At 37.6% G+C, this 20,509-nt stretch carries 16 protein-coding genes; 6 read left to right on the forward strand and 10 right to left on the reverse strand.

What is annotated here, in order from left to right; all coding sequences use genetic code 11:
* The first annotated feature begins 17 nt into the window (after positions 1-17).
* Together ABWV55_RS05940 and metH are read left to right on the forward strand one after the other, a co-directional pair.
* Complete coding sequence (locus tag ABWV55_RS05940) at positions 18-932, forward strand: branched-chain amino acid transaminase (RefSeq protein ID WP_353291224.1); 915 nt, start codon at positions 18-20, stop codon at positions 930-932.
* A gap of 54 nt (positions 933-986) precedes the next feature.
* Positions 987-4,616 carry a methionine synthase gene (gene metH / locus ABWV55_RS05945; protein WP_353292629.1) on the forward strand — a complete coding sequence of 1,210 codons (3,630 nt, stop codon included), beginning with the start codon at positions 987-989 and terminating at the stop codon, positions 4,614-4,616.
* A 325-nt stretch (positions 4,617-4,941) separates the two neighbouring features.
* Here metH and ABWV55_RS05950 read toward each other — a convergent pair whose 3' ends face one another.
* Complete coding sequence (locus tag ABWV55_RS05950; protein ID WP_353291225.1) at positions 4,942-5,172, reverse strand: hypothetical protein; 231 nt, start codon at positions 5,170-5,172, stop codon at positions 4,942-4,944.
* A 129-nt stretch (positions 5,173-5,301) separates the two neighbouring features.
* Here ABWV55_RS05950 and ABWV55_RS05955 point away from each other — a divergent pair, with 129 nt between their 5' ends.
* Positions 5,302-5,679, forward strand: coding sequence for a DUF2237 domain-containing protein (locus ABWV55_RS05955; protein WP_353291226.1), 378 nt, complete (start codon positions 5,302-5,304; stop codon positions 5,677-5,679).
* Here the strand turns inward: ABWV55_RS05955 and ABWV55_RS05960 are convergent.
* From ABWV55_RS05960 to ABWV55_RS05970, 3 genes are all read right to left on the reverse strand, one after another.
* Entirely contained in the window at positions 5,661-6,389 is a 729-nt protein-coding gene (locus ABWV55_RS05960) for an SDR family NAD(P)-dependent oxidoreductase (protein WP_353291227.1), read from the reverse strand. The two genes, ABWV55_RS05955 and ABWV55_RS05960, sit on opposite strands and share 19 nt — an antisense overlap.
* Before the next feature lie 11 nt (positions 6,390-6,400).
* Positions 6,401-6,571 (reverse strand): hypothetical protein, encoded by a 171-nt coding sequence (locus ABWV55_RS05965; protein ID WP_353291228.1) that lies wholly within the window; start codon positions 6,569-6,571, stop codon positions 6,401-6,403.
* Between the two features lie 96 nt (positions 6,572-6,667).
* The gene (locus tag ABWV55_RS05970) at positions 6,668-6,814 is read right to left on the reverse strand and encodes a hypothetical protein (RefSeq protein WP_353291229.1); all 147 of its coding nucleotides are present in this window, start codon (positions 6,812-6,814) and stop codon (positions 6,668-6,670) included.
* Between the two features lie 174 nt (positions 6,815-6,988).
* On the opposite strand from ABWV55_RS05970, the gene ABWV55_RS05975 reads away from it, so the two are divergent.
* Both ABWV55_RS05975 and ABWV55_RS05980 read left to right on the forward strand, forming a co-directional pair.
* Positions 6,989-7,204: a hypothetical protein gene (locus ABWV55_RS05975; RefSeq protein ID WP_353291230.1), complete on the forward strand. Its 216-nt coding sequence runs from the start codon at positions 6,989-6,991 to the stop codon at positions 7,202-7,204.
* Positions 7,205-7,240: 36 nt separating this feature from the next.
* The gene (locus ABWV55_RS05980) at positions 7,241-8,146 is read left to right on the forward strand and encodes an ATP adenylyltransferase (RefSeq protein WP_353291231.1); all 906 of its coding nucleotides are present in this window, start codon (positions 7,241-7,243) and stop codon (positions 8,144-8,146) included.
* A 591-nt stretch (positions 8,147-8,737) separates the two neighbouring features.
* Here the strand turns inward: ABWV55_RS05980 and ABWV55_RS05985 are convergent.
* Entirely contained in the window at positions 8,738-8,980 is a 243-nt protein-coding gene (locus ABWV55_RS05985) for a sigma factor SigF (RefSeq protein WP_353291232.1), read from the reverse strand.
* A gap of 1,054 nt (positions 8,981-10,034) precedes the next feature.
* On the reverse strand, positions 10,035-10,217 hold the full coding sequence (locus ABWV55_RS05990) for a hypothetical protein (protein ID WP_353291233.1): 183 nt from the start codon (positions 10,215-10,217) through the stop codon (positions 10,035-10,037).
* A 3,518-nt stretch (positions 10,218-13,735) separates the two neighbouring features.
* On the opposite strand from ABWV55_RS05990, the gene ABWV55_RS05995 reads away from it, so the two are divergent.
* A complete protein-coding gene (locus ABWV55_RS05995) occupies positions 13,736-14,176 on the forward strand; it encodes a DCC1-like thiol-disulfide oxidoreductase family protein (protein ID WP_353291234.1) in 441 nt (146 codons plus the stop codon).
* A 2,020-nt stretch (positions 14,177-16,196) separates the two neighbouring features.
* On the opposite strand, the gene ABWV55_RS06000 is transcribed toward ABWV55_RS05995, so the two are convergent.
* The 4 genes from ABWV55_RS06000 to apcD form a co-directional block, all read right to left on the reverse strand.
* Complete coding sequence (locus tag ABWV55_RS06000) at positions 16,197-16,778, reverse strand: hypothetical protein (RefSeq protein ID WP_353291235.1); 582 nt, start codon at positions 16,776-16,778, stop codon at positions 16,197-16,199.
* 410 nt (positions 16,779-17,188) lie between these two features.
* Positions 17,189-17,512, reverse strand: coding sequence for a Nif11-like leader peptide family RiPP precursor (locus tag ABWV55_RS06005; protein ID WP_353291236.1), 324 nt, complete (start codon positions 17,510-17,512; stop codon positions 17,189-17,191).
* 827 nt (positions 17,513-18,339) lie between these two features.
* On the reverse strand, positions 18,340-18,585 hold the full coding sequence (locus tag ABWV55_RS06010; protein WP_353291237.1) for a hypothetical protein: 246 nt from the start codon (positions 18,583-18,585) through the stop codon (positions 18,340-18,342).
* Positions 18,586-18,895: 310 nt separating this feature from the next.
* Positions 18,896-19,390: an allophycocyanin subunit alpha-B gene (gene apcD, locus ABWV55_RS06015; RefSeq protein ID WP_353291238.1), complete on the reverse strand. Its 495-nt coding sequence runs from the start codon at positions 19,388-19,390 to the stop codon at positions 18,896-18,898.
* Positions 19,391-20,509: the final 1,119 nt, after the last annotated feature.

Below are 20,509 nucleotides of genomic sequence, written 5' to 3' on the forward strand. Positions count from 1 at the left end.
ATCAGGTCCCTCCTGCGATGCATCAGTTCCTGCCCTATGCCTGGTTCCAAAACCAGTGCGTCCCATTCGAGGAGGCCAGTATCTCCATCGCCACTCATGCACTTCATTACGGCACAGGTGCTTTTGGTGGGATGCGCGCCATTCCGGATCCGCAGAATGCAGACACGATGCTTCTGTTTCGGGCCGATCGTCATGCGCGTCGACTTAGCCAAAGTGCTCGACTACTTCTCACAGACTTGAGTGAAGAGATTATACTCTCCGCCATCACAGCGATGCTTCGAGCAAATAAACCCGGGCAACCGGTCTACCTCAGACCGTTCGTTTACACCAGCGATCTGGGTATTGCCCCTCGCTTGCACGATATCGAAACCGACTTCCTAGTCTACGGATTGCCCCTCGGTGATTACCTTTCACCTGAAGGGGTGAGCTGTCGTATCAGCAGTTGGACGCGCCAAGAGGACCGATCTTTGCCGTTGCGGGGCAAGATTAGCGGGGCCTACATCACCAGCTCGCTAGCTAAAACAGAGGCTGTGCAAAGTGGATTTGATGAGGCATTACTGCTAAATAGTCGCGGCAAGATCAGCGAAGCCAGTGGTATGAATCTTTTCTTGGTTCGAGATGGTCAGCTGATTACTCCTGGTGTCGACCAAGACATCCTCGAGGGAATCACCCGAGAGAGCGTGATGGAGCTCGCAAAAGCTATGGAGATCCCTGTCATAGAGCGCCCTGTCGATAAAACTGAACTGTTTATCGCAGATGAGGTGTTCCTGACCGGAACAGCGGCTAAAGTTACCCCTATTCGGCAAATCGAATCGACTGTTCTTCAGAGTCAGCACCCTGTGATGCAGGCCCTCAAAGATAGGCTGATTGCTATCTCCGAAGGCCGGGATTCTGCTTATGAGCACTGGGTGACCCGGATCGCTACTCCTTAGGGCTAGAGAAGGGCTTTTCTTAAAGTTGTGAGGTTCTCAGATGACTGCGCAGCAGTGACACAAGCAAAGGCTTCCGTCCCCGTCACTGCCTCTCGTTTTCTCGATTACCTCAACGGTCCTCGTCGGCCGGTTTTGGTCTTTGACGGCGCGACGGGGACAAGCCTTCAAAGTTTAGGTCTCACGTCTGATGATTTTGGAGGTCCTGACCTAGAAGGGTGCAACGAAAATCTAACGATGACTCGGCCGGATGCAGTTCAAGCCGTTCACCGTCAGTTTCTTGATGTGGGCTGCGATGTAATCGAAACCGATACATTCGGCGCCGCATCCATCGTTCTCGCCGAATACGGCTTGCAAGATCAGGCTTTCGAGCTTAATCAACGAGCCGCTCAGCTGGCTCGAAAAGTTGCTGATGAATACAGCACCTCTGAAAAACCGCGGTTCGTAGCGGGGTCCATGGGACCAACAACAAAGTTACCGAGTCTCGGGCAAATCGATTTCGACACGATGCGTAATTGCTTTCAAGAGCAAGCGGAGGGATTGATAGCTGGAGACGTCGATCTAATGATCGTGGAAACTTGTCAGGATGTGCTGCAGATCAAAGCAGCACTCCAAGGAATTGAGGCAGCTTTCGGGAGTAGTGGTAAACGACGACCCTTGATGGTTTCAGTAACCATGGAGACTACCGGAACCATGCTTCTTGGCACTGATATTGCTGCTGTAGTGGCAATCTTAGAGCCTTTCCCCATCGATATCTTGGGCCTGAATTGCGCTACTGGCCCAGAGCAGATGAAAGAACACATTCGCTATCTTTCTAAATACTCTCCCTTCGCTATTAGTTGTATTCCCAATGCTGGTCTTCCTGAAAATATTGGCGGTGTAGCCCACTACCGGCTTACTCCAACTGAACTAAAGATGCAGATGATGCATTTTATCGAAGATCTTGGCGTACAAATTGTTGGAGGGTGTTGTGGAACGACTCCATCCCACATCAGAGCACTTACCGAGCTGGCCTCAGCACTTAAACCAGCAGATAGATCTGCTCGTGCTTTGGCATCAAATCAGAAAGTGCGCTCCGCCTTTAATTATGAACCAGCTGCTGCATCAATCTATGGCGTTACTCCCTATTACCAGGACAACTCATTCTTGATCATTGGTGAACGCCTTAATGCTAGTGGTAGCCGAAAGGTACGTGAACTTCTCGCACAAGAGTGTTGGGATGGTCTCATCTCTATAGCACGTGGTCAAGTTAAAGAAAACGCACATGTTCTTGACGTTAATGTGGATTATGTTGGTCGCGATGGTGAGCGTGATATGAATAATTTAGTGAGTCGCCTGGTAAACAATGTAGATTTGCCATTAATGCTCGACTCTACTGAATGGCAGAAAATGGAAGCTGGCTTAAAAGTGGCAGGTGGTAAATGTATCTTGAATTCGACTAATTACGAAGATGGGGACGAACGTTTTTTCAAGGTGCTTGAACTGGCACGTAGTTATGGAGCTGGCGTTGTTATTGGCACTATTGATGAAGACGGTATGGCGCGAACGGCTGAAAAGAAATTCTCAATTGCTCAACGCGCTTATCGAGACACTCTCGAATTTGGAATTCCTGCCTATGAAATCTTTTACGATCCTCTTGCACTTCCAATATCTACTGGAATCGAAGAAGATCGATTGAACGGCAAAGCCACAGTAGACTCAATTCGGATGATACGTGAAGGCCTGCCTGGTGTTCACATTATTCTTGGTATTAGCAATGTGAGCTTTGGCTTATCACCCGCAATACGCATCACTCTCAACTCAGTTTTCCTTCATGATTGCTGTGAAGCAGGGATGGATGCAGCAATTGTGAGTCCAGCAAAAATTCTTCCCTTGATTAAAGTCAGCGAAAAACATCAGCAGGTTTGTCGTGACTTGATCAATGATAAACGATGTTTTGAGAATGGAATTTGTGTTTATGATCCACTTATAGAGCTAACCAAATTGTTTGAGGGAGTCACCACGCAACAAACGCGTGCTTCGGACATTTTTCTCATTGATCTTCCAATTGATAAGCGTCTTAAACAACACATTATTGATGGTGAACGCATCGGCCTTGAGCTCGCTCTTGATGAGGCAATGAATAATTATGCACCCCTCTATATTGTCAATTCATTCCTTTTAGATGGAATGAGAGTTGTTGGAGAACTATTTGGAAGTGGTAAAATGCAGCTTCCATTTGTGTTGCAAAGCGCTGAAGCCATGAAGTCGGCTGTAGCTTATCTAGAACCTTATATGGAGATGACTAAAGGAAAAAGCAACAATAAGGGAAAATTTTTAATTGCTACTGTAAAAGGCGATGTTCATGACATTGGTAAAAATTTAGTTGATATTATTCTTACAAACAATGGATATGAAGTAGTTAATCTTGGTATTAAGCAGAGCTGTGAAGCAATTGTCGAAGCTCAAAAAGAACATCAGGCTGATTGTATCGCTATGAGCGGTCTCCTTGTGAAGTCCACGGCATTTATGAAAGATAACCTAGAGGCCTTTAATGAAGCAGGGATCAATGTCCCTGTAATTCTCGGTGGTGCAGCTTTAACACCACGTTTTGTTCAAAGAGATTGCCGTGAGGTTTATAATGGAAAAGTTATATATGGTCGAGATGCCTTCACCGATCTGCGTTTTATGGACGCACTCATGGAAGCTAAACAAAAAGATAACTGGAGTAACACCATTGGCTTTCTTAAAGATGCACCGTTAGGGATAGGATTCGACGAGTTATCAGGGCATGATGTCAGCCATTCTGTAACCACGTCATTCGCTTTAGTTAATTCAGAAACGCCCAATCTACAGGAGTCCGTCTCAACAAAGTGTTCAGAAGTAGTTTTTCCAGAGCCCATACTCGTAGCACCTTTCCTTGGGTCAGCTGTCCTGAATACAATGGATCTTGATTTAAAAGAAGTGTTTGCTTACTTGGATCGCAATGCCTTATTTGCCGGTCAGTGGCAATTCCGTAAGACCAAACAACAAAGTCGAGATGAGTACAAAATCATGTTGGCTGATAAGGCTGAACCCGTTCTTGATTATTGGATTAATCGTTGCCTCAAAGAATCTCTATTGGCTCCTGGAGTCGTCTACGGATATTTTCCTGTGGGGCGTGACGGGAATTCTTTAAGGGTTTTTGCGGCTGACGGCGTGACCGAACTAGGGCGCTTTAACCTACCGCGTCAACGTTCCGGCAATCACTATTGCATTGCCGATTTCTTCAGGGATTTATCTCCTGAAGGCACGCCTAAAGATGTGCTACCAATGCAGGCTGTTACGATGGGAGAAAAGGCCAGCATCGTGGCTGAAGAGCTGTTTCGAAGTGATCAATACAGTGATTATTTATACTTCCATGGCTTAGCTGTTCAGATGGCCGAGGCCTTGGCGGAGTGGACTCATGCTCGCATTCGGCGCGAACTCGGTTTTCCCGACCCTGCGTCTATGCCTTTGTGTGATGTTTTGGCACAGCGCTATCGAGGAAGCCGCTACTCCTTTGGATATCCAGCATGTCCGAATATCTCTGACTCTCGTCAACAATTGCGTTGGCTTGGTGCCGATCGGATTGGTTTAAGCATGGATGCAAGCGATCAGTTGTCTCCAGAGCAGAGTACGACGGCACTTGTGACTTTGCACAGCAAAGCTCACTATTTCAGTGCCTGAGTTCTAGTTTCCCTCAAATAGCCTGAATAGACGTTCAAGAGTAACCAAAGAATTACAGACAGGATTGGACGGGGTGCGATTTTCAAAGCTGGGCCGAAGAGCTCTTCTACAACAAGGCGATTATCTTGAAATACCAGCCCAATTTATCAATCAGTAGCAGGGTGCTTAAGTCGATGCAAAACCGGTATAAAACAAAGCCAAGCATTCCAATCAAGCTAACCTGAGTGAGCGACTGATCTAAATCAGCTGAGATAGCCTTCATGAGGAGAAGACTATCTCCTTTTACAACTGGCAGAAGTCAGATGATGAAGACGATCTGGAACTTTCAGCCTTGACAGAGTTTCTCCATAGTTTCAATCACTTCCTGTTGAAAGGCTTCCAAAGCGTTGGATTCACTCAGGTCGATCCCTTCTCCCGCCGCATTCTGCGCGAGGTCTTGAAAGTGAAATGCACCTTCTCCGTTGGCTAGGAACTCAATTGCCGAGCTTTCGCCACTCTCGCGAAAGGCGTTGCAGAGCACCAGAAAAGCGGCATCTTCAGTAAACTCCCAATCCATCGAGTGGACATAACTTAGTGACCTCTAACGCCTGCCCCTAGGGGTTCGTCAACTACCTGTCGTCAAAATGTGCCACTCCTTTGTCAAACTTCCGCTGTCGTTTCCCCTTAGTGTTTACCAACCGGCCCTGTGTATCCAGTGACTTTGAATGTTCTCGGTGCTCCTTTGCTGATCTGCGGATGTGATCCAAAAACTGGGTGGTTTCGTAATGGTCTTTGTCAAACCGATCCTTCCGATCGAGGCCAACACAGCATCTGCTGTGTCATGACGGAATCGTTTCTTCGCTACAGTAAGGCTCAGGGTAATGACCTCTCTACTCCGGTGCCGGCTTTCCAGTTCTCTGGTCTTCGCCCAGGTGATCACTGGTGCGTCTGTGCATCGCGATGGAAGCAGGCTTACGACGATGGAGTAGCTCCATCTGTCCGATTGGAGGCAACAGAGGAGACAGCTTTGTCGGTAGTCACTTTAAAGCAGCTCAAGGAACATGCTCACCAGTCGATCGGTTGACCATCCCAAGCCAGAAATGCACCGCTTTGTTCAGGGGTCTGGGTAAGCAGCACTGTGAGGAGCCGATCCGCTGCCTGATCAGTGGTGAAAAGCTGTTCAGATGGAACAAAGGCCTGAAATGGTCTGGATAGATCAGTATCAGTGGTACCAGGATGAAGGAGTGTCACCGTGGCCTTAGGCCAACGCCTTGACCATTCGATACTCAGACATTTTAGCAACTGATTCTGAGCAGCTTTAGCGGCCCGATAGGAGTACCAACCACCACTGCAGTTATCTCCAATACTTCCGACCCGAGCGCTCAGGCTCGCAAAGTGGAACGGTTGATCGGACCGTATTAAGGGCTCAATGGCTCGTGCCAAAAGCACAGGAGCGGCTGAATTAATAGAGAATTGCTTCATCAGCTGGCGTCGTTCAACTTGTCTTAGACGTTTTTCGGGTTGTAACTCTGGACCATGAAGACGCCCACTACAATTGATGACTAAACGCAGAGGCTGGCTTAACTTTAAAAGAGTGGTGCTGAGATTCTCAAGATCATCATCTGATTCCAAATCAAGCCGAAGGTCGTGTTCGGGACGCCCACGTCGACTGGTAGTTAAGACGGTGAGTAATGGGCAACGCTGTCGAAGTACAGATGCAAAAGCAGTACCGATGCCACCGGCACCGCAGACCAAAGCAATCCCTCTCCATGTGTTCAGATTTTGAGTTGCCATAACTAGTCGCTTCATGATCCTTGTCGCCTAAAGAATTGCCGGAATGACTGAAAGCCAATATGGTATGTGTCGGCAATTGTGTATAGGTAGGTTTTCATTGAGGCTTCTTCCCTCCTCGGTAATGTAGTGATCGGATCGGTGCGAGCTTGATGGGAACGGCGTGACGTCAAGTTGAGGATCAAGAATGCAGCCTATCTTTTGAACTTTCTTAATGGGAGCTTAATTTCTCTTACTGCTACCATCCCTCAAGTTAGTTAATTCTGAGGTGATGTCGACTATCAATCGAAGTAGAGCCGGTTAATCGAACTTATCCGCCGATCCAGAGCGATTATTACCTGTAATCCTTCGGATGGCACATTGATTTGCTGCGATAGTTGATACGCAGGACGACGACGAGATGAGCATAACCCAGCAACCTTAATCATACGAATAAAGCCTTATACAGAAGAAGAGAGATGTATTTGTAATTCAATGCCGAGATGCTTGACTCATGCTGAATGGCATTAGTCAAGCAAGGCACGTAACTAAATACCCGCGAACCCTACAACGTTTACACAGCTAGCATCAAGTTATGAGCCACTGCGGCAAGCTTTTCAACTTTGGTTGGCCCGAACCTACAAGTATTAAGGTTGTTATCTGATCGACACAATAGACAGCTGGCCTTTCTGACCGACTGTCACATTCAAGTCCGTCATGAATTACAGCGCATTGAGACACGCAAAGCTGAAAATGTATCGCAGGAAGGGCTGCGTGCCGCTAACCAAGTCGTGGCCAGCATCGAGACTGATTATCATTCGGGTGAGAGCATGGACTGACAAGAAACGTAACAACTGGGCTCCTTTGGCATTGTTTTGGATGGGATTCTCAGAGTGTTTACCGGAGAGCATTCATCGTTTAAATTCAGCGTGATGGGCAGTGATCGGCTGCTGGAAAAGGCTTTGGTTGTAACGGAACGTGCTTTGCGATGTGAAGCGCTCGTTCCTTTACAAACAACTCTAAAAATGCTGCTGGGTAACGATGATACAATGTTTGAACTGCGTCACCTACCTGGGGCTACGCCGAAGCATTTGCGCGTAGCCGGACCAAAACCCAATCCTTTCCGACCCTGGGACCAACGTCTTGAGGTGGAACAAATCGGACCAGACCACGTATTGATTCTGAACAAGTTTCCGGTTCAGATCGGCCATATGCTTTTAATCACACGCCAGTGGGCCTCCCAAAGCGGCTGGCTCAACAAGAATGACTGGTCAGCTCTGGCATCTGTGGATCGGGACACGACAGGGCTTTGGTTTTTTAATAGCGGTCCCAACGCTGGAGCGAGTCAACCCCATCGACATTTTCAACTACTTCCTAGGTCCGAGGGGGAATCCAACTGCCCTCGTGAACACTGGTTCCTCAACTTTAATCGAGATAACGCTCGAATTTGTTTTGGTCCCCTGCGTCAGGCCGTACGAGTCCAAAATCTCGAAGAGCCCATAGAAGATAATTTGTTATGCAAAACGTATCTTAAGCTTTGTGAGGATCTTAATCTTGGTTCACCAGATCGAGATGAATGTCCGACAGCCGCTTACAACCTCTTGCTAACACGATCTTGGATGGCTGTAATTCGCCGAGGCAGGGAGGGTGTCCACGGCTTTAGTGTGAATGCATTGGGCTTCGCCGGTTGCTTATTAAGCACTCAAAGTGCTGATTTGACTTGGTTGAATGAATCAGGCCCAGATGCACTACTTCGTGCTGTAATCCTTCCAAAAGACTAATCTGGTCGATTCTATAAAGACACTAATACAACGACTGCTAAATTAGAGTTAGCACACCCAAAGACGATAGAGTGTCGATATTTAGACTGAAATATTTCGCTTGCGCAAGACTAAATTTTAACTATATGACCATCCATTTAATTAGCATTTTTCCTCTTAAACTATCCTACGGCAGTGTACTAAGCCTAAGCCAAGTGCATATGAGCTGATAAACGACTTAAATAAGGTAAAATATCTCAAATTATTACTTTCATTTACTATGAAAATTCAAAAGGTATGTCATTATCGATTGTCACCAAGTTCCTAGGCAATATTTCGTATTGTCTGTGAAATCAAGTAAGCTTCACAAGTCTGACTTTGCCAGTGGATAGAAAAACAGAATTTACACTTACATAATCGAATAAAACTGCTCTACAGACACATATCAGCGTGTAGTAAACTGATACAGAGGACAATCAGGATAAATTAAAGTTCAACACAAAATTGGGTTTGCAATAGCTAAACAAACGTTTAGTGTACCAATTATGACTGTTCGACTCTGCATCAAACAAACACTATTAGTACATCTAGTCAAAGACATCACGAGGAATTTTAGTCGGGCTGATGTGACTCGCGGTTGATTTGCTGTTCTAACATATCAATAGCAGCATTCAGAGCAGCGAGTTGCCGCTCAACTCCGTCGCGCCATATCGAAAGCATGGCATGTTTGCGCTGTTGATACTGACGCTTCATGCTCGAAGGATCTGATGAAGTGTTGCAGCAGAAGGGAGGAAGCACGAGTTGAACTGTCTTTAACAAATACTGACTAATTTTTAGCGCTGACGTGAGCCTCAAGCTATCGAATCGAACCTAATTGCGGACTTATCGTTGGAATTTCAAGCAAATGAGATAGATATCACCGTTAACTTTTTCATGAATCTCATATAAGTCTCAATATTTGTCAAGATGTATACTTTGCTTACGACAACAAATATTTTAGTTTTTTCAACAGCATCAACGCGGTTGGCTCCTGTAATAGAGCAACATATGTAGATGCCGGTAACACGTTTAATAATATTTTGCTCTTTATTATAATCAGTTAAGAATTATCACGATATCAGCAGATCTTAATTTAGTGGTGTACCTAAATTTATTATAAGTTCTTAATAAAACTAAAAATTAATAGATACAAGTACAATGGCCTCAAGGCTAAATTCTTGTTATCTTGTAATTGACTTCCAGCGAATACAATATAGATTTATTAATTAATAATAATGCTTAACTAAGCCTAAGAATTATGATAAGCTCTTTCAAGCTAGACCAGTAGTCGATTGGTTTACCAAAACTAAGACAAGAATCTTAACGAAGAGTCATGATTAGCGGTCATTAAATGTAAATATTTATGCTAATATAGTTAAAATAATTAAAATTTATTTCTAAATGTAGAAAAATTGTATAAATTTTAAGTAGAAAGAAACTATAATGCGGAACAAAAATTAGACAAAGTTGCTTTACACTATTAAACATACTTATCTTGGACGGATAACTAAAAGTTTGAAGAAGCAATATTAAAATAATTCTTACGATATTTAGCATAAAATTAGTTACCTATTAAATTTTCCTAAAGTTTTACTTATAGACAGAAACATTAGTCATCTAGGTGCTTTAATCAAATAGCTTATTTGTAAAGTAGATCTCATACGAAAAAACTCAGATTCAGTATTATGATTGAACAAACTAATTAAAAGATTTTAACTTACGAAAGTTCACTATTAGCAATATTCATATTTTAGTAAGCATTTAATTAGTAATTATAGATAATTTTAAACATATACTTATAGTGAGTCGATACTCTCAGCTTTATTTTACTCTAATTTATATTTAAATTTTAACTGGTTAAATACATAACCTAGAAAAATATTTTCCCTGAAATCCAGGCTTCAAATGGTGCTCTTGCGCTTTCAATTATCGCTAAATAGCATGTGGTAAATACCCCAACTAAAGTTATTCCAACTCCAGTAATAACTAAAATCTGATAAAACTTTTGAGTAGCTGTTGCTTCAGAATCGAGGAAAAAACGACGACGAGTCATACATGCTCCTAGGCTCTTCCATTCTGACTGCCATTTTCTTTAGCGACAAATATATTTAGTCAAAGTCAGGAAGTCCTTGCTTTGTAAATTTTGTTTAATAACTAAGATTGCAAGCCTATATTTTTGATTAATTCCTAAACTAGGAATAATTAAGGTTAATAGTTAATAAAATTAGTTACAAATCTAAGTTTAGATATAATTCTCTCATTTAAGAATCTAACTCTAGTTTAGACAAGAATTAGCTAATATTATTCTAGTCATTATCAAAAGATTAGGTAACTGATAAGATCAAGTGTATTTAATTTCATTAGTAAATAAATAGAGCCCCAAATCTATGTATTTAAAAAGTTTAGTGACTATATATTAATTATTTTACTGCACAATTAATTCTGGCTAGGATTATTCTTTTGTTCAAAACAAAAACTTTGTAAGGTTTTAAGAATAATATTGCTTACAAAAACTAATTTTATTAGTATTCGAATTTAAACTTATTTTTTATTCCTCTTAAGCTTTTGTTAATATCCTTGCAATCCTTTTGTTAGAGTTATTGTTATTAGTCTTGGCATGATTCAACAGATCAAGTTATCTTAATTTTTTGATCAAAAATATAATTAGAAATAAAATACTACAGAAAAAATAAAGATTATTAATAATAGTCCTTATTGATTCTTTAATCTAATTTTTCTTGCTAAAATCTGCTTAATAATTGAGATATAAAATCATTTTTATTATTAAAAATAATATTCTCATAATTGCTTTTAAAGTTATTGCCTAATAGTAACCAAGATTTTTCATAACGAATACTAAGTTTAAGCTAGCTCATAACAAAAAATCCTGATTTTAATAGTACTAAAAGCTAGTATAAAACTTGGCTAAGTAAGTCAAAAATCTTATCATCTATAATTAAGTATTATTTAATCAATTCAAATAATTATAGCTAACATAATTTATCTAGAGAAAATCTTAAAAATTATAAGAGATTTTAAAAGCAGACTTAATTTAATTGGTTATTAAATTTTACTTAAAAGTAAAGTTACCATAATACTTAAGTAGTTAGCAATTTATTAAAGTTACTTAACTTTAATTATATATTTGAGTCATAAAAAATTTAAATAGAACTTTTCTTAAAAAGCTTTATTTTAGTGTATATGTAAGAAATTAATCAGCCTGATAGTAAGTCTTTAGACATTAATCGCTTCGTTATTTATAATGCAACTATAAAGCAGCAATAAATTATAATTTAATTTCAATTATGCACTTACTTTGATGTTTAGCTTAAACAAGAATTAAATTGTCTTTTATAAGCTATTATCTACAGTTTCAGGTTTTTAGGCAGTTATTCATTTTATTAATAACTACACAAAATATGTGTTGTCAACAGTAAATTTATTTAGTAACTTTATAGAAATCTTGAAGAAATGTGCAAAGTTCTTAAATACTAGAAAACATATTTTGGATTTAAATTAAAAATAAGTAGTCTAAACAGATTTATTATTAAAGTTATTTTTTATCGCAATAATTATATATACAATGGTTTTAGTAGATTTAGAGTGTTAGTCAACAATAATATTTGTAAGAAAATTACTTTGTATTTTTTATGATATAAGAAGTAATTTACAGTTTTATTTTAGTATTTTAAAGAATTAAAGTTATTATTTAGTCGATTATCTTGTTATCTATAAATTAATTAAATATCTAAATAAAAATTTAAACTTAATTAAATTATTGGCTTATTTACTATGGTAAAATATCTGGTAAGTATACATATTAATATATTATACTTATCAATATTGAGCCATTAGTAACTTACTAAATTTTTACAAAGAAATTTTTTAAAGCTCCTTATCTATCTTTTATTATATTTAATTATAATAACAATAAAATGATAAATCTAATATCATTTATTATTTTCAGTATTAAACTATGCTAAATAATGGCTAATGCCAAAATAAAGCTACAAATCTTCTTAAATTTGCTACAATATTACAGTTTTAATTAATTAAATATTTGCTATACTTAGTTTTTATAGTTAAAAACTAACCTTATAATTATTGAGCTAAATAAATAATGTAAAAACCAAAAAAATTAATATAAACTATACTAATTACAAATGCCTTCTTACCAAAATTAAATTCAGATTATAATTGTAAGATTAATTATTATAGATATTTCATAAACTTATTGAATTGCAATAAATAAATAAATACAGAGTTCAAGAATATAATGATTAGCAAAAGATTTACACTTAGGCCTTATTACAACAATTATATTATATATTTTATTACATATATTCATTATATTAACTGGATATATTTGCAATAAACTATAATCAATTATTCTGTATCAATAAGAATTGTAAATCAACATTAATATATAACCAGATGTAAATTTTACTTTAATTGCTCAACAAGACTTTTATTTTGACTTCGTATCATATAGAAATCCCTATATAGATACAACTTTTATTATGAGAAAATATTTTGTTAATATTAACTTTAGTGACTTTAGGAACTTAACTATTATCTAAGACTATTAAAAGTTTTAAAAACAGCAAAGAACTAATAGATATTTCATCTTATGATAAAAGATTGTAAATCATACTATAGGATAAGATGAGTCAGATTTTAAGATTATCTAAGAGTTACTAATGAGAAGAGATTACTTTCTAGTATAATCTACATATCTTCAACCTTGTAAGTTATTCTTTAGTGATATCGTTATAATCGTAATTACAGTAATAATCACTTTTCTAAAGTTGTTATTATGAATAATTATGATTGTGTTAAAAAGTACGATTATATAAAGCAAACAAATTAGCAGAAACTAAGATATTAATTATTTGTAAATTAAATAATTCATTGCTATAACGGGATCTAATTTTGTAATATATAAGTGGTCTTAGACTCATTCTTTAACCTATCTTAATTGAGAGATAAAAACAGTTTCTTAATTTGTGGCTTTGAAGTAAGTTAACTAAAATGATGAAAGTTAAGTAAATTATTATTTTAATTAAATTAGCTAGAAAATTTAATTTTCTTCAAAAAGAAATTCTTATCTTAAAGTTTACTAAACTTTCTAAAAGTAATATAAAATTATTGAGAAAACTAGCGATTCTTTTAATTTCTGTTTACCGTATGTGACTGTTCTAATTCTAGTATTTGTTTTGTTAAAAATATTTATAGGGTTATTTAATTATTTTTTATTCATCAGATACTAAACATAAGATTTTTTACTATTACTAACTACTGATATAATCAAAAATTTTATGTTGTCTATACAAGTTAATTGTAAAGTTTTTCTTTATTACTTAACTAAAATTTTGCTATCTAAGTAAGTGTCATTAAAATTATTTGAGGTTCTATTTGAGAAGCTGGTTGTATTTACAACTTCTCTAAATAGTTTAATAATCAGTTAATTGTCGTTATTAACCGAAGAGCCAAGAATTACAATATGTTCATAGGTAACAAATTTGTTACAAGATACATACTAACTTAAGTAGTGAACACTAGGATAGCTTAATGAAGCTTACGTTAGTTTACGACGGGGGCTGTATTTTTTGTAGCCATTTTGCTTTACGTAGCGAGCTTACAAGTGGTATTGCGAAGCTAAGAATTCGGGATGGACGTAAGAATCGTGATCTGCTCGCAAAGCTTAAGGCTCGTGGTTTTGATTTGTCTCAAGGAGCCATTCTGACAGAGGGAAATACTGTTTGGCATGGGAGTTCGGCAATCGTGGAGCTTAGTCGACGTATGAAATCAAGCGATCCTTTACTTGATCTCTTAAGCCAGATTTTTAGAGTTAAACTAGTGACTAACGCTTTTTATCCAGTTTTTCTCTTCGCTCGTAGAGTTGTGCTGAAACTTCGCGGTTTGCCTCTAGATCCAGACGATAAGACGCCTGGAAATTTTAAACCGTTCTTACTCAGAACTCAAAAAAGTGAATCAACTTCTTATAATTAACTTTTTGTAGAGTGAAAATAATTTGATAACATTTTTTACAAAAAATCAAAAAATTATAATCAATCAACGGTAACTTAATTATTAAACAATTTCTTTATATAGTTTCTAATAATAATTAGTTGGTTAAATTAAAAAGGATTTAAAATAAAACTTGTTATACTTTCTAAGATTAAGTCTATGAAGACATACAAGAAATAAGTACATAAAATCTATAAATAGCCGGAAATCTAATTTATATGCTTAAATCAATTCAACGAGGATATGAGAATTTTTGTATCAGCTATATTAGCATAATTGTAATAACTGTTAAGAAAAACTACTCTAATTAAGTATCTTTAAGAAAGCTAAATAGATTGGAAGTTCGGCATAATAATTTCATGGCTAGTGATCATAGTTAACTATCTGTAGCGCTTTACCTCTTGTAGAACATGTGGTTATCGGACATCATTTTTCATTAAGTTACGAGTCAGGTATCTTTGAATATCATGAAAGCCTTTAATCTTTAAAATAAACGTGAGTTAGCAACATACCCTATTGCCGGTGTGCGCAATTAGTAGAGTACTCATAAGTTATGCAAATTTACACTCTCTCAAGGCTAACCAATCTGTAATCACTAATGCAGTTTAACAACTTTACTCTATCTGTCTAAATACAGATGTATTAATTGAGAGTCACTAACTATCTAATTGTATTTACACAAGTTAAATTTCGTTAGAATAAGCACTATTTTTAGTGCTAACGCTAAAATCTTTTTTCTCATAAAGAACTTTAAGTTCCTAGACCACATCTCTGGGTGACGACTATCAGCAAATACGGTCTGCTATAAGCTCTAAAATCAAGAGTATACTGAGCTAGAGCTATCAGATTCTAATCAAGTTAGGTTAGCATCAATCAACGTGAATAGATTAAATTACTAAGTATTCAGTTTATAAGTTAGATACTGGTAAAATTTTAAAGATAATTAGCGATTTCACACTAGCTAAGTTATTAACTAGATTCAACAAAATTTTTCTAAGTTAAAAACCTTGCAGACATTGAGAGAAAATTGGGCAATCTACATTCAGTAACGCGACACATTAATCAAATTTGCTGATAGTCAAATTTACAATTAACTTAAGCGATTAGGTAATCTGAATTAATAGTTGAGCAGATATCTCATCTCAAGATATTATCTTACCTACCGTTGTATTAGTGAAACCAAATCCTGCTCAGATTTTATCATTGATCAGCAGAATTTGTTCAAATATTAAACTTATAAAACCAAGATAACCTTAGTAGTTAACAATTGTTTAATCATCAAGAATATTTGTTGCTGTATTGAAATAAACAAGCTTAGTATATTTGATTTTAAATCCATTTCCTACTCGATGAAATTAACCTTGCCTTCTGTTACTACATCTTTTAACAAATCTTCTTGCAGTTTTAAATAAGTTAATATGTGCTTTTTAAATTTTATTTTATAAAAATCCAACACTATTTATATAAAATATTCTCTACTTTTCCTCGGTTTTAAAGTCAACTTTATATAACTTGGTGAGAATTTAGTTAGGTTTAAGCTATTAAAATTTTATATAAATAACAAAAAACAATATGACTAATTAAATATTTTTATATCTTCTGGTTTTAAGTAAAGTTTTACAACTATTGAGTATCAAAAACTTGACGGTCAAGTTCATAATGGTGCAATTGACCTTAACCAGATCTAATTCTTTCGTGTAATTGTGGTCAGCAAGTCTATGAATAAGAATAAACTATGCTGCAAGCTAACTGTTACACATAACAAGTTGTGGTTAAAACATTTAACAATTAGTTCCTTAATTATTACCATAATAACTTTAATATCACCTAGTGTAGAGCTTCTTAATTACAGCTATCTCCAGCATATAGATTTGTTTTTGTACGTCATGCCAAACTTTGTGAACAGCTCTCCACTAAACATCTTTTATGGTGACTAAATTTAATCATTAATGTTTAGCGATTATGTATGAGTGCCAATCGTATACTACTATTAAAGCAATTTTTAATACGAAGTTGGTACGGGTATTCCTTTGCCTGGCGTGAATCGAAAGTCAAAGCTAACGCGAGTTGATCTTGTATTATTTGTGTGCGAGCCATGGCGAATGTTAACGCCATCAAAAATTAGCGCTTGTCCATATTCCATTTCTACAGGTGAATAATCACTGTTTCCTTCGTTGCTTTCTATCCAAAGGCTGTTATTACCCCATACAGATGTTAACGGCACCCAAACATTTATTCGTCTGCTTGCAACCCCAAAATCTTTGTCACGGTGAAACACGCTACATCCAAGGTCATTATAATGGAAGCGAAAAGACGGTGGTCTTTGGTATCTCCTTACTCCGTTACAGGCTTGTCCAATAATGTTCTTAACAAATAAATCATATAAATCAAGTATTCCAGCAAATGCGTTCGCAAGTTCATTAGTGGTTGGACTGCTATTTTTACTCTTAATTCTGGTTGATAGATGAATTTTCTCAAGATTGTTTACTTTTAATACATCGCATGCCCACTCTCGAAACCGAAAATCGCTAGTGTCATAGTCAATAATACGAAGCAAAATTTGCAGCTGCCCACGAATTTGCACACAATATATTATCAACACAATGTATCTAAATGGTAGGATAACTATATTTACTGAACTTTTCTTAATGCAAAGCTCATAACGTTAACCTAGACATACCTCAGGGCAGTATAGCTAGCAAGGTAGAGCTTCGGCCAGGCAGCTCTTGGGTTGTTGGGGAGTGTAACAGCAGTTTTAAAGAGCATTGTGTTCAATCTAAGGCTGGATTGTATATAAAGCAATGCCTAGCCATAAGTGATGATTTGGGTTTTGATAGAGTTAAATAATGACAAAATAAGATACTAAGCCTCTAAAATATAAAATTTAACGTTAAAATCTTAACAAGAATACTTAGAACTTGTCCTAAATAGGGTGTCTATCAGAGATCTGATAAAGCCCAAAAAGTTTAAAGCCTCTATTCATTACGCTAGCAGTTAGTATTTCTGACCTGAGCGAAAATCATATTCTTCTTCATTAAGATTCACTGAACTACAAGTTGACTGAGCGTAATGAATCAAATTTTTGTATCCACTTGGTATTAACTTAGGACAAAGTTCGCCCACCTCAATCGCCTGAGGACAAAAATAAACGCCTTTCCATTGGTTAATAAATCTACCTTTGATTTCATCAGAAAACTGAAATCCTTGCTGCTTAGCAAATTCCAATATCTCTGTGGCATTAAGCTGAGCCAGATGTGCTCTAAATTTCTTGTCCGTACGACCTCTTTGAATAAAGGCAAGAAGCTGAGAGTGAGACATTTGCTTAAAGGACACTTTCTGCTCTTACATTAGAAGTTTGATTAAGACAAGTACAGCATCTGCTTTTTAAATAGTTACGTTATTCACTTAACTATACAGTTGTAGAAGCAAACACTACGACTATATTAGCTCTCAACGCTGTTATTTCAGAAAACTTAGTTTATCGAAAAGGCCTGAGAGGATACCTCAGGACAGCATCATCGATGCCTGGCAATAACGAGACCTCTCAGCAATTGCTGGGGCGCCACCTTTACTAGCCTTCTGGTGCTATTGACTAGGCCTAATCCAAATCGCCTGTTGGGAAGTACCAAGATCGACTAGCTTCTTAGCAAGCTGGGGATAGAGTAATGGTCTCCTTGATAACCCTTTTAGGTTAAGTTGATTAGTAGCAGTTGGTAACCCAGCCCAGCCGCAGCGAGTTATGTATTCGCTTTGGTATTTTTTCGTTATCGTTAACTAGCGATCACAAAATTGGTCGGAACTGGCCTGATCTTTCTGGTACAAAAAAGATACTCTTATCCCGATAGCAGGGGAGCTAGAGCGCCGTATCCATGTGAACGACAAACCATCGCTTGGGTAAAGCACTGAGCCTTTGTGATGAGGCATCAGCGACGGTTCGATGCTACTCGACCGTTGCCGCTTTGCTTTCACCCAACTTGGTTCAGCTCTAGCACAGAGAGTTGCTGTTGAGTAACACAATGGTAATGCTCAATCGTCCCGCTGCCGTCGCTTATCAATAGATGGCACTATCATTGTCTCAAAAGTCACTGATATTCAGTGATCCCCTGCTTCAAGGTGTAGACTCTTTATCTCTCTAGCCCTGCAATTTATATCAACGGCTGAAAACTGCTCTTTTCTCGGCCACACCTACAGTTCTCAGCTGATCTTGCGTATTCACCGATCGCTACAGCTTTTGCCTGACCTTGCTGAGCAATTTTCTTGACATCCATAGCAGCGGTGATGAGTTGTTTGTCTGCTTTTGAGTTTAATAGTGATTTTTTGTGATAACCGACTACTTTTTTCTGATGCGTGAATAATATCAAAATCTGATAAATTTGAGCATGTGTGGTCATTAGTGATTAATATGGCCGTTAGCTTGACTCTCAGCTATGCAGACAAGCTTATAATCACTTAATTGATATAATACACTAATAAACATTATTCACTCAATCTTACCGATTGAAGTAACTCATCTCGACTGAAAATAAAAATAAAAGTATACCTATAATTTTACCTAAAGTTAATAACTTATAAATCAAATATTAAGAGATATTTGTGAATAACAATAAAATATACAAAAAGACTAGTGAAAAATTTATGCGCTGAATTGAGAAGACTAAGTTACTAATTTTTGCGATCTCTATGTTTCAAAACTTGGAAAAATTAAGTTGAAGTCTGCATACCTTGAATTAGAAAATCGAAGTAAGGCGATGCAAGCTTCACCTGTTGATCAGAAAGGAGAACAAGTGAAGCATCTTTCATTGTTTTCATAGCTTCCACCATACCAAGCATTGGAACGCCAAGACTGTTGTACATCTCCCGCGCACCAATTAAGCCAATGTCCTGGATCATCTCGGTACTGCCTGCCAAAATCCCATAGGTGACTAGCCGCAAATACCAACTGTAGTCGCGTAAGCACTGGGCACGTTGACGCTGACCGTAGGAATTACCCCCTGGTGCAACGTATTCTGGTCTTCGACTGAATAACTGCTTGGCTGATTCACCAACAATTTTTCTCTCGTTATCTGTCAAAACTTCGACTATTGCAACGCGCATTGGACCTTGACTGAGAAACTCCACCATTGAACGCAGTTCGCCACTGGTGGGATACCGCAGATCGCCATCGGCCTGAAGGATGAGATCCCGGACAACGCTCATGAAACTTGATAGACTGCATGTAATAAGTTTAGTGATCTCAAGCTGACCTTCAAGCCATTACTAACCTTGGTGTTACACCTTTGCAATAGCTAAAGATCGAAGAATAAACCAATAACTTGCTTCTTGCTTTAAACGATGCCAAGCTAAGGCATGGCTTATGTATTTTTCCTTAAACACTAGGATTTTAACTATTGTGATAAAGATAAGATATTATAGGGGTTAGGCTGCTCTCGTACTAGATCCATTTCTAGAATAAGGAGTTGAGGTTTAACTCTAGTAACACCAGCAACCAAGGCGGTTAAACTTGGCGATCAAACCACTTAAAATTTTCAATCATTATTACTGGTTCTCATGGATTCTCTCCTCTAACTCTAAAGATTTTATTTTTCAAGAGATTAGTAATCAATGCATTAAGGTAGTGAGATTTATTAGAGTAAAATTAGTTTACGATGTCAGTATTATTACCCTGTGCTTTTCATCTTGCTTTGAAATTGATCTAGACGCAACCCGCTACCTCATTAATCAAGTCCTAATTTTAGAAGTTAGTTAAAACTTAAGTTGCGATTATCTATTAGTACTAACACCTTGGAAATCTGGTTTGTTAACCGATAAGGAGAAGAGACGAGAGGAGTTTATAGGATCGTACTAAATCAATAGATTCGGTTTCGCGAAAAAGGTAAGCGTCTATTTAATATCAATTAAAGGACCTGCTAACTGAATTTAGTAAACCCTTATAGAGAAAAGTTAACCAGGTTCCTATTAATATGTTTAAAGGTTTGATGCTCATCAATCTAAAAGCATTTTTACGAAATTAAACTAATCAAACGGCTTCGTGAGTTTTCGATAAATTCTTTACCACATATGAGATTTAATCAACTAATAGTAAATAGTAAAACCTAAACTAATCAAGAGCTTAGCAACAGTATAACCAAGTGAAATAAGATAAAACCTGATAATATTTAATCGACAAGTACAGACACCATAGATAAAGTTAGATACAATCGTCGTAGTTTCAGAGCGTGTACATAAAGACAAAACTTTTGGTCGGGTGTTTTTGGCCAGGAGTCTAGCAATTCACCCCAAGAAGAGCAACCCACACCCGATAAAACAACAGATCAT

This window comes from Synechococcus sp. M16CYN (genome assembly GCF_040371545.1).
Taxonomy (GTDB): Bacteria; Cyanobacteriota; Cyanobacteriia; order PCC-6307; family Cyanobiaceae; genus Parasynechococcus.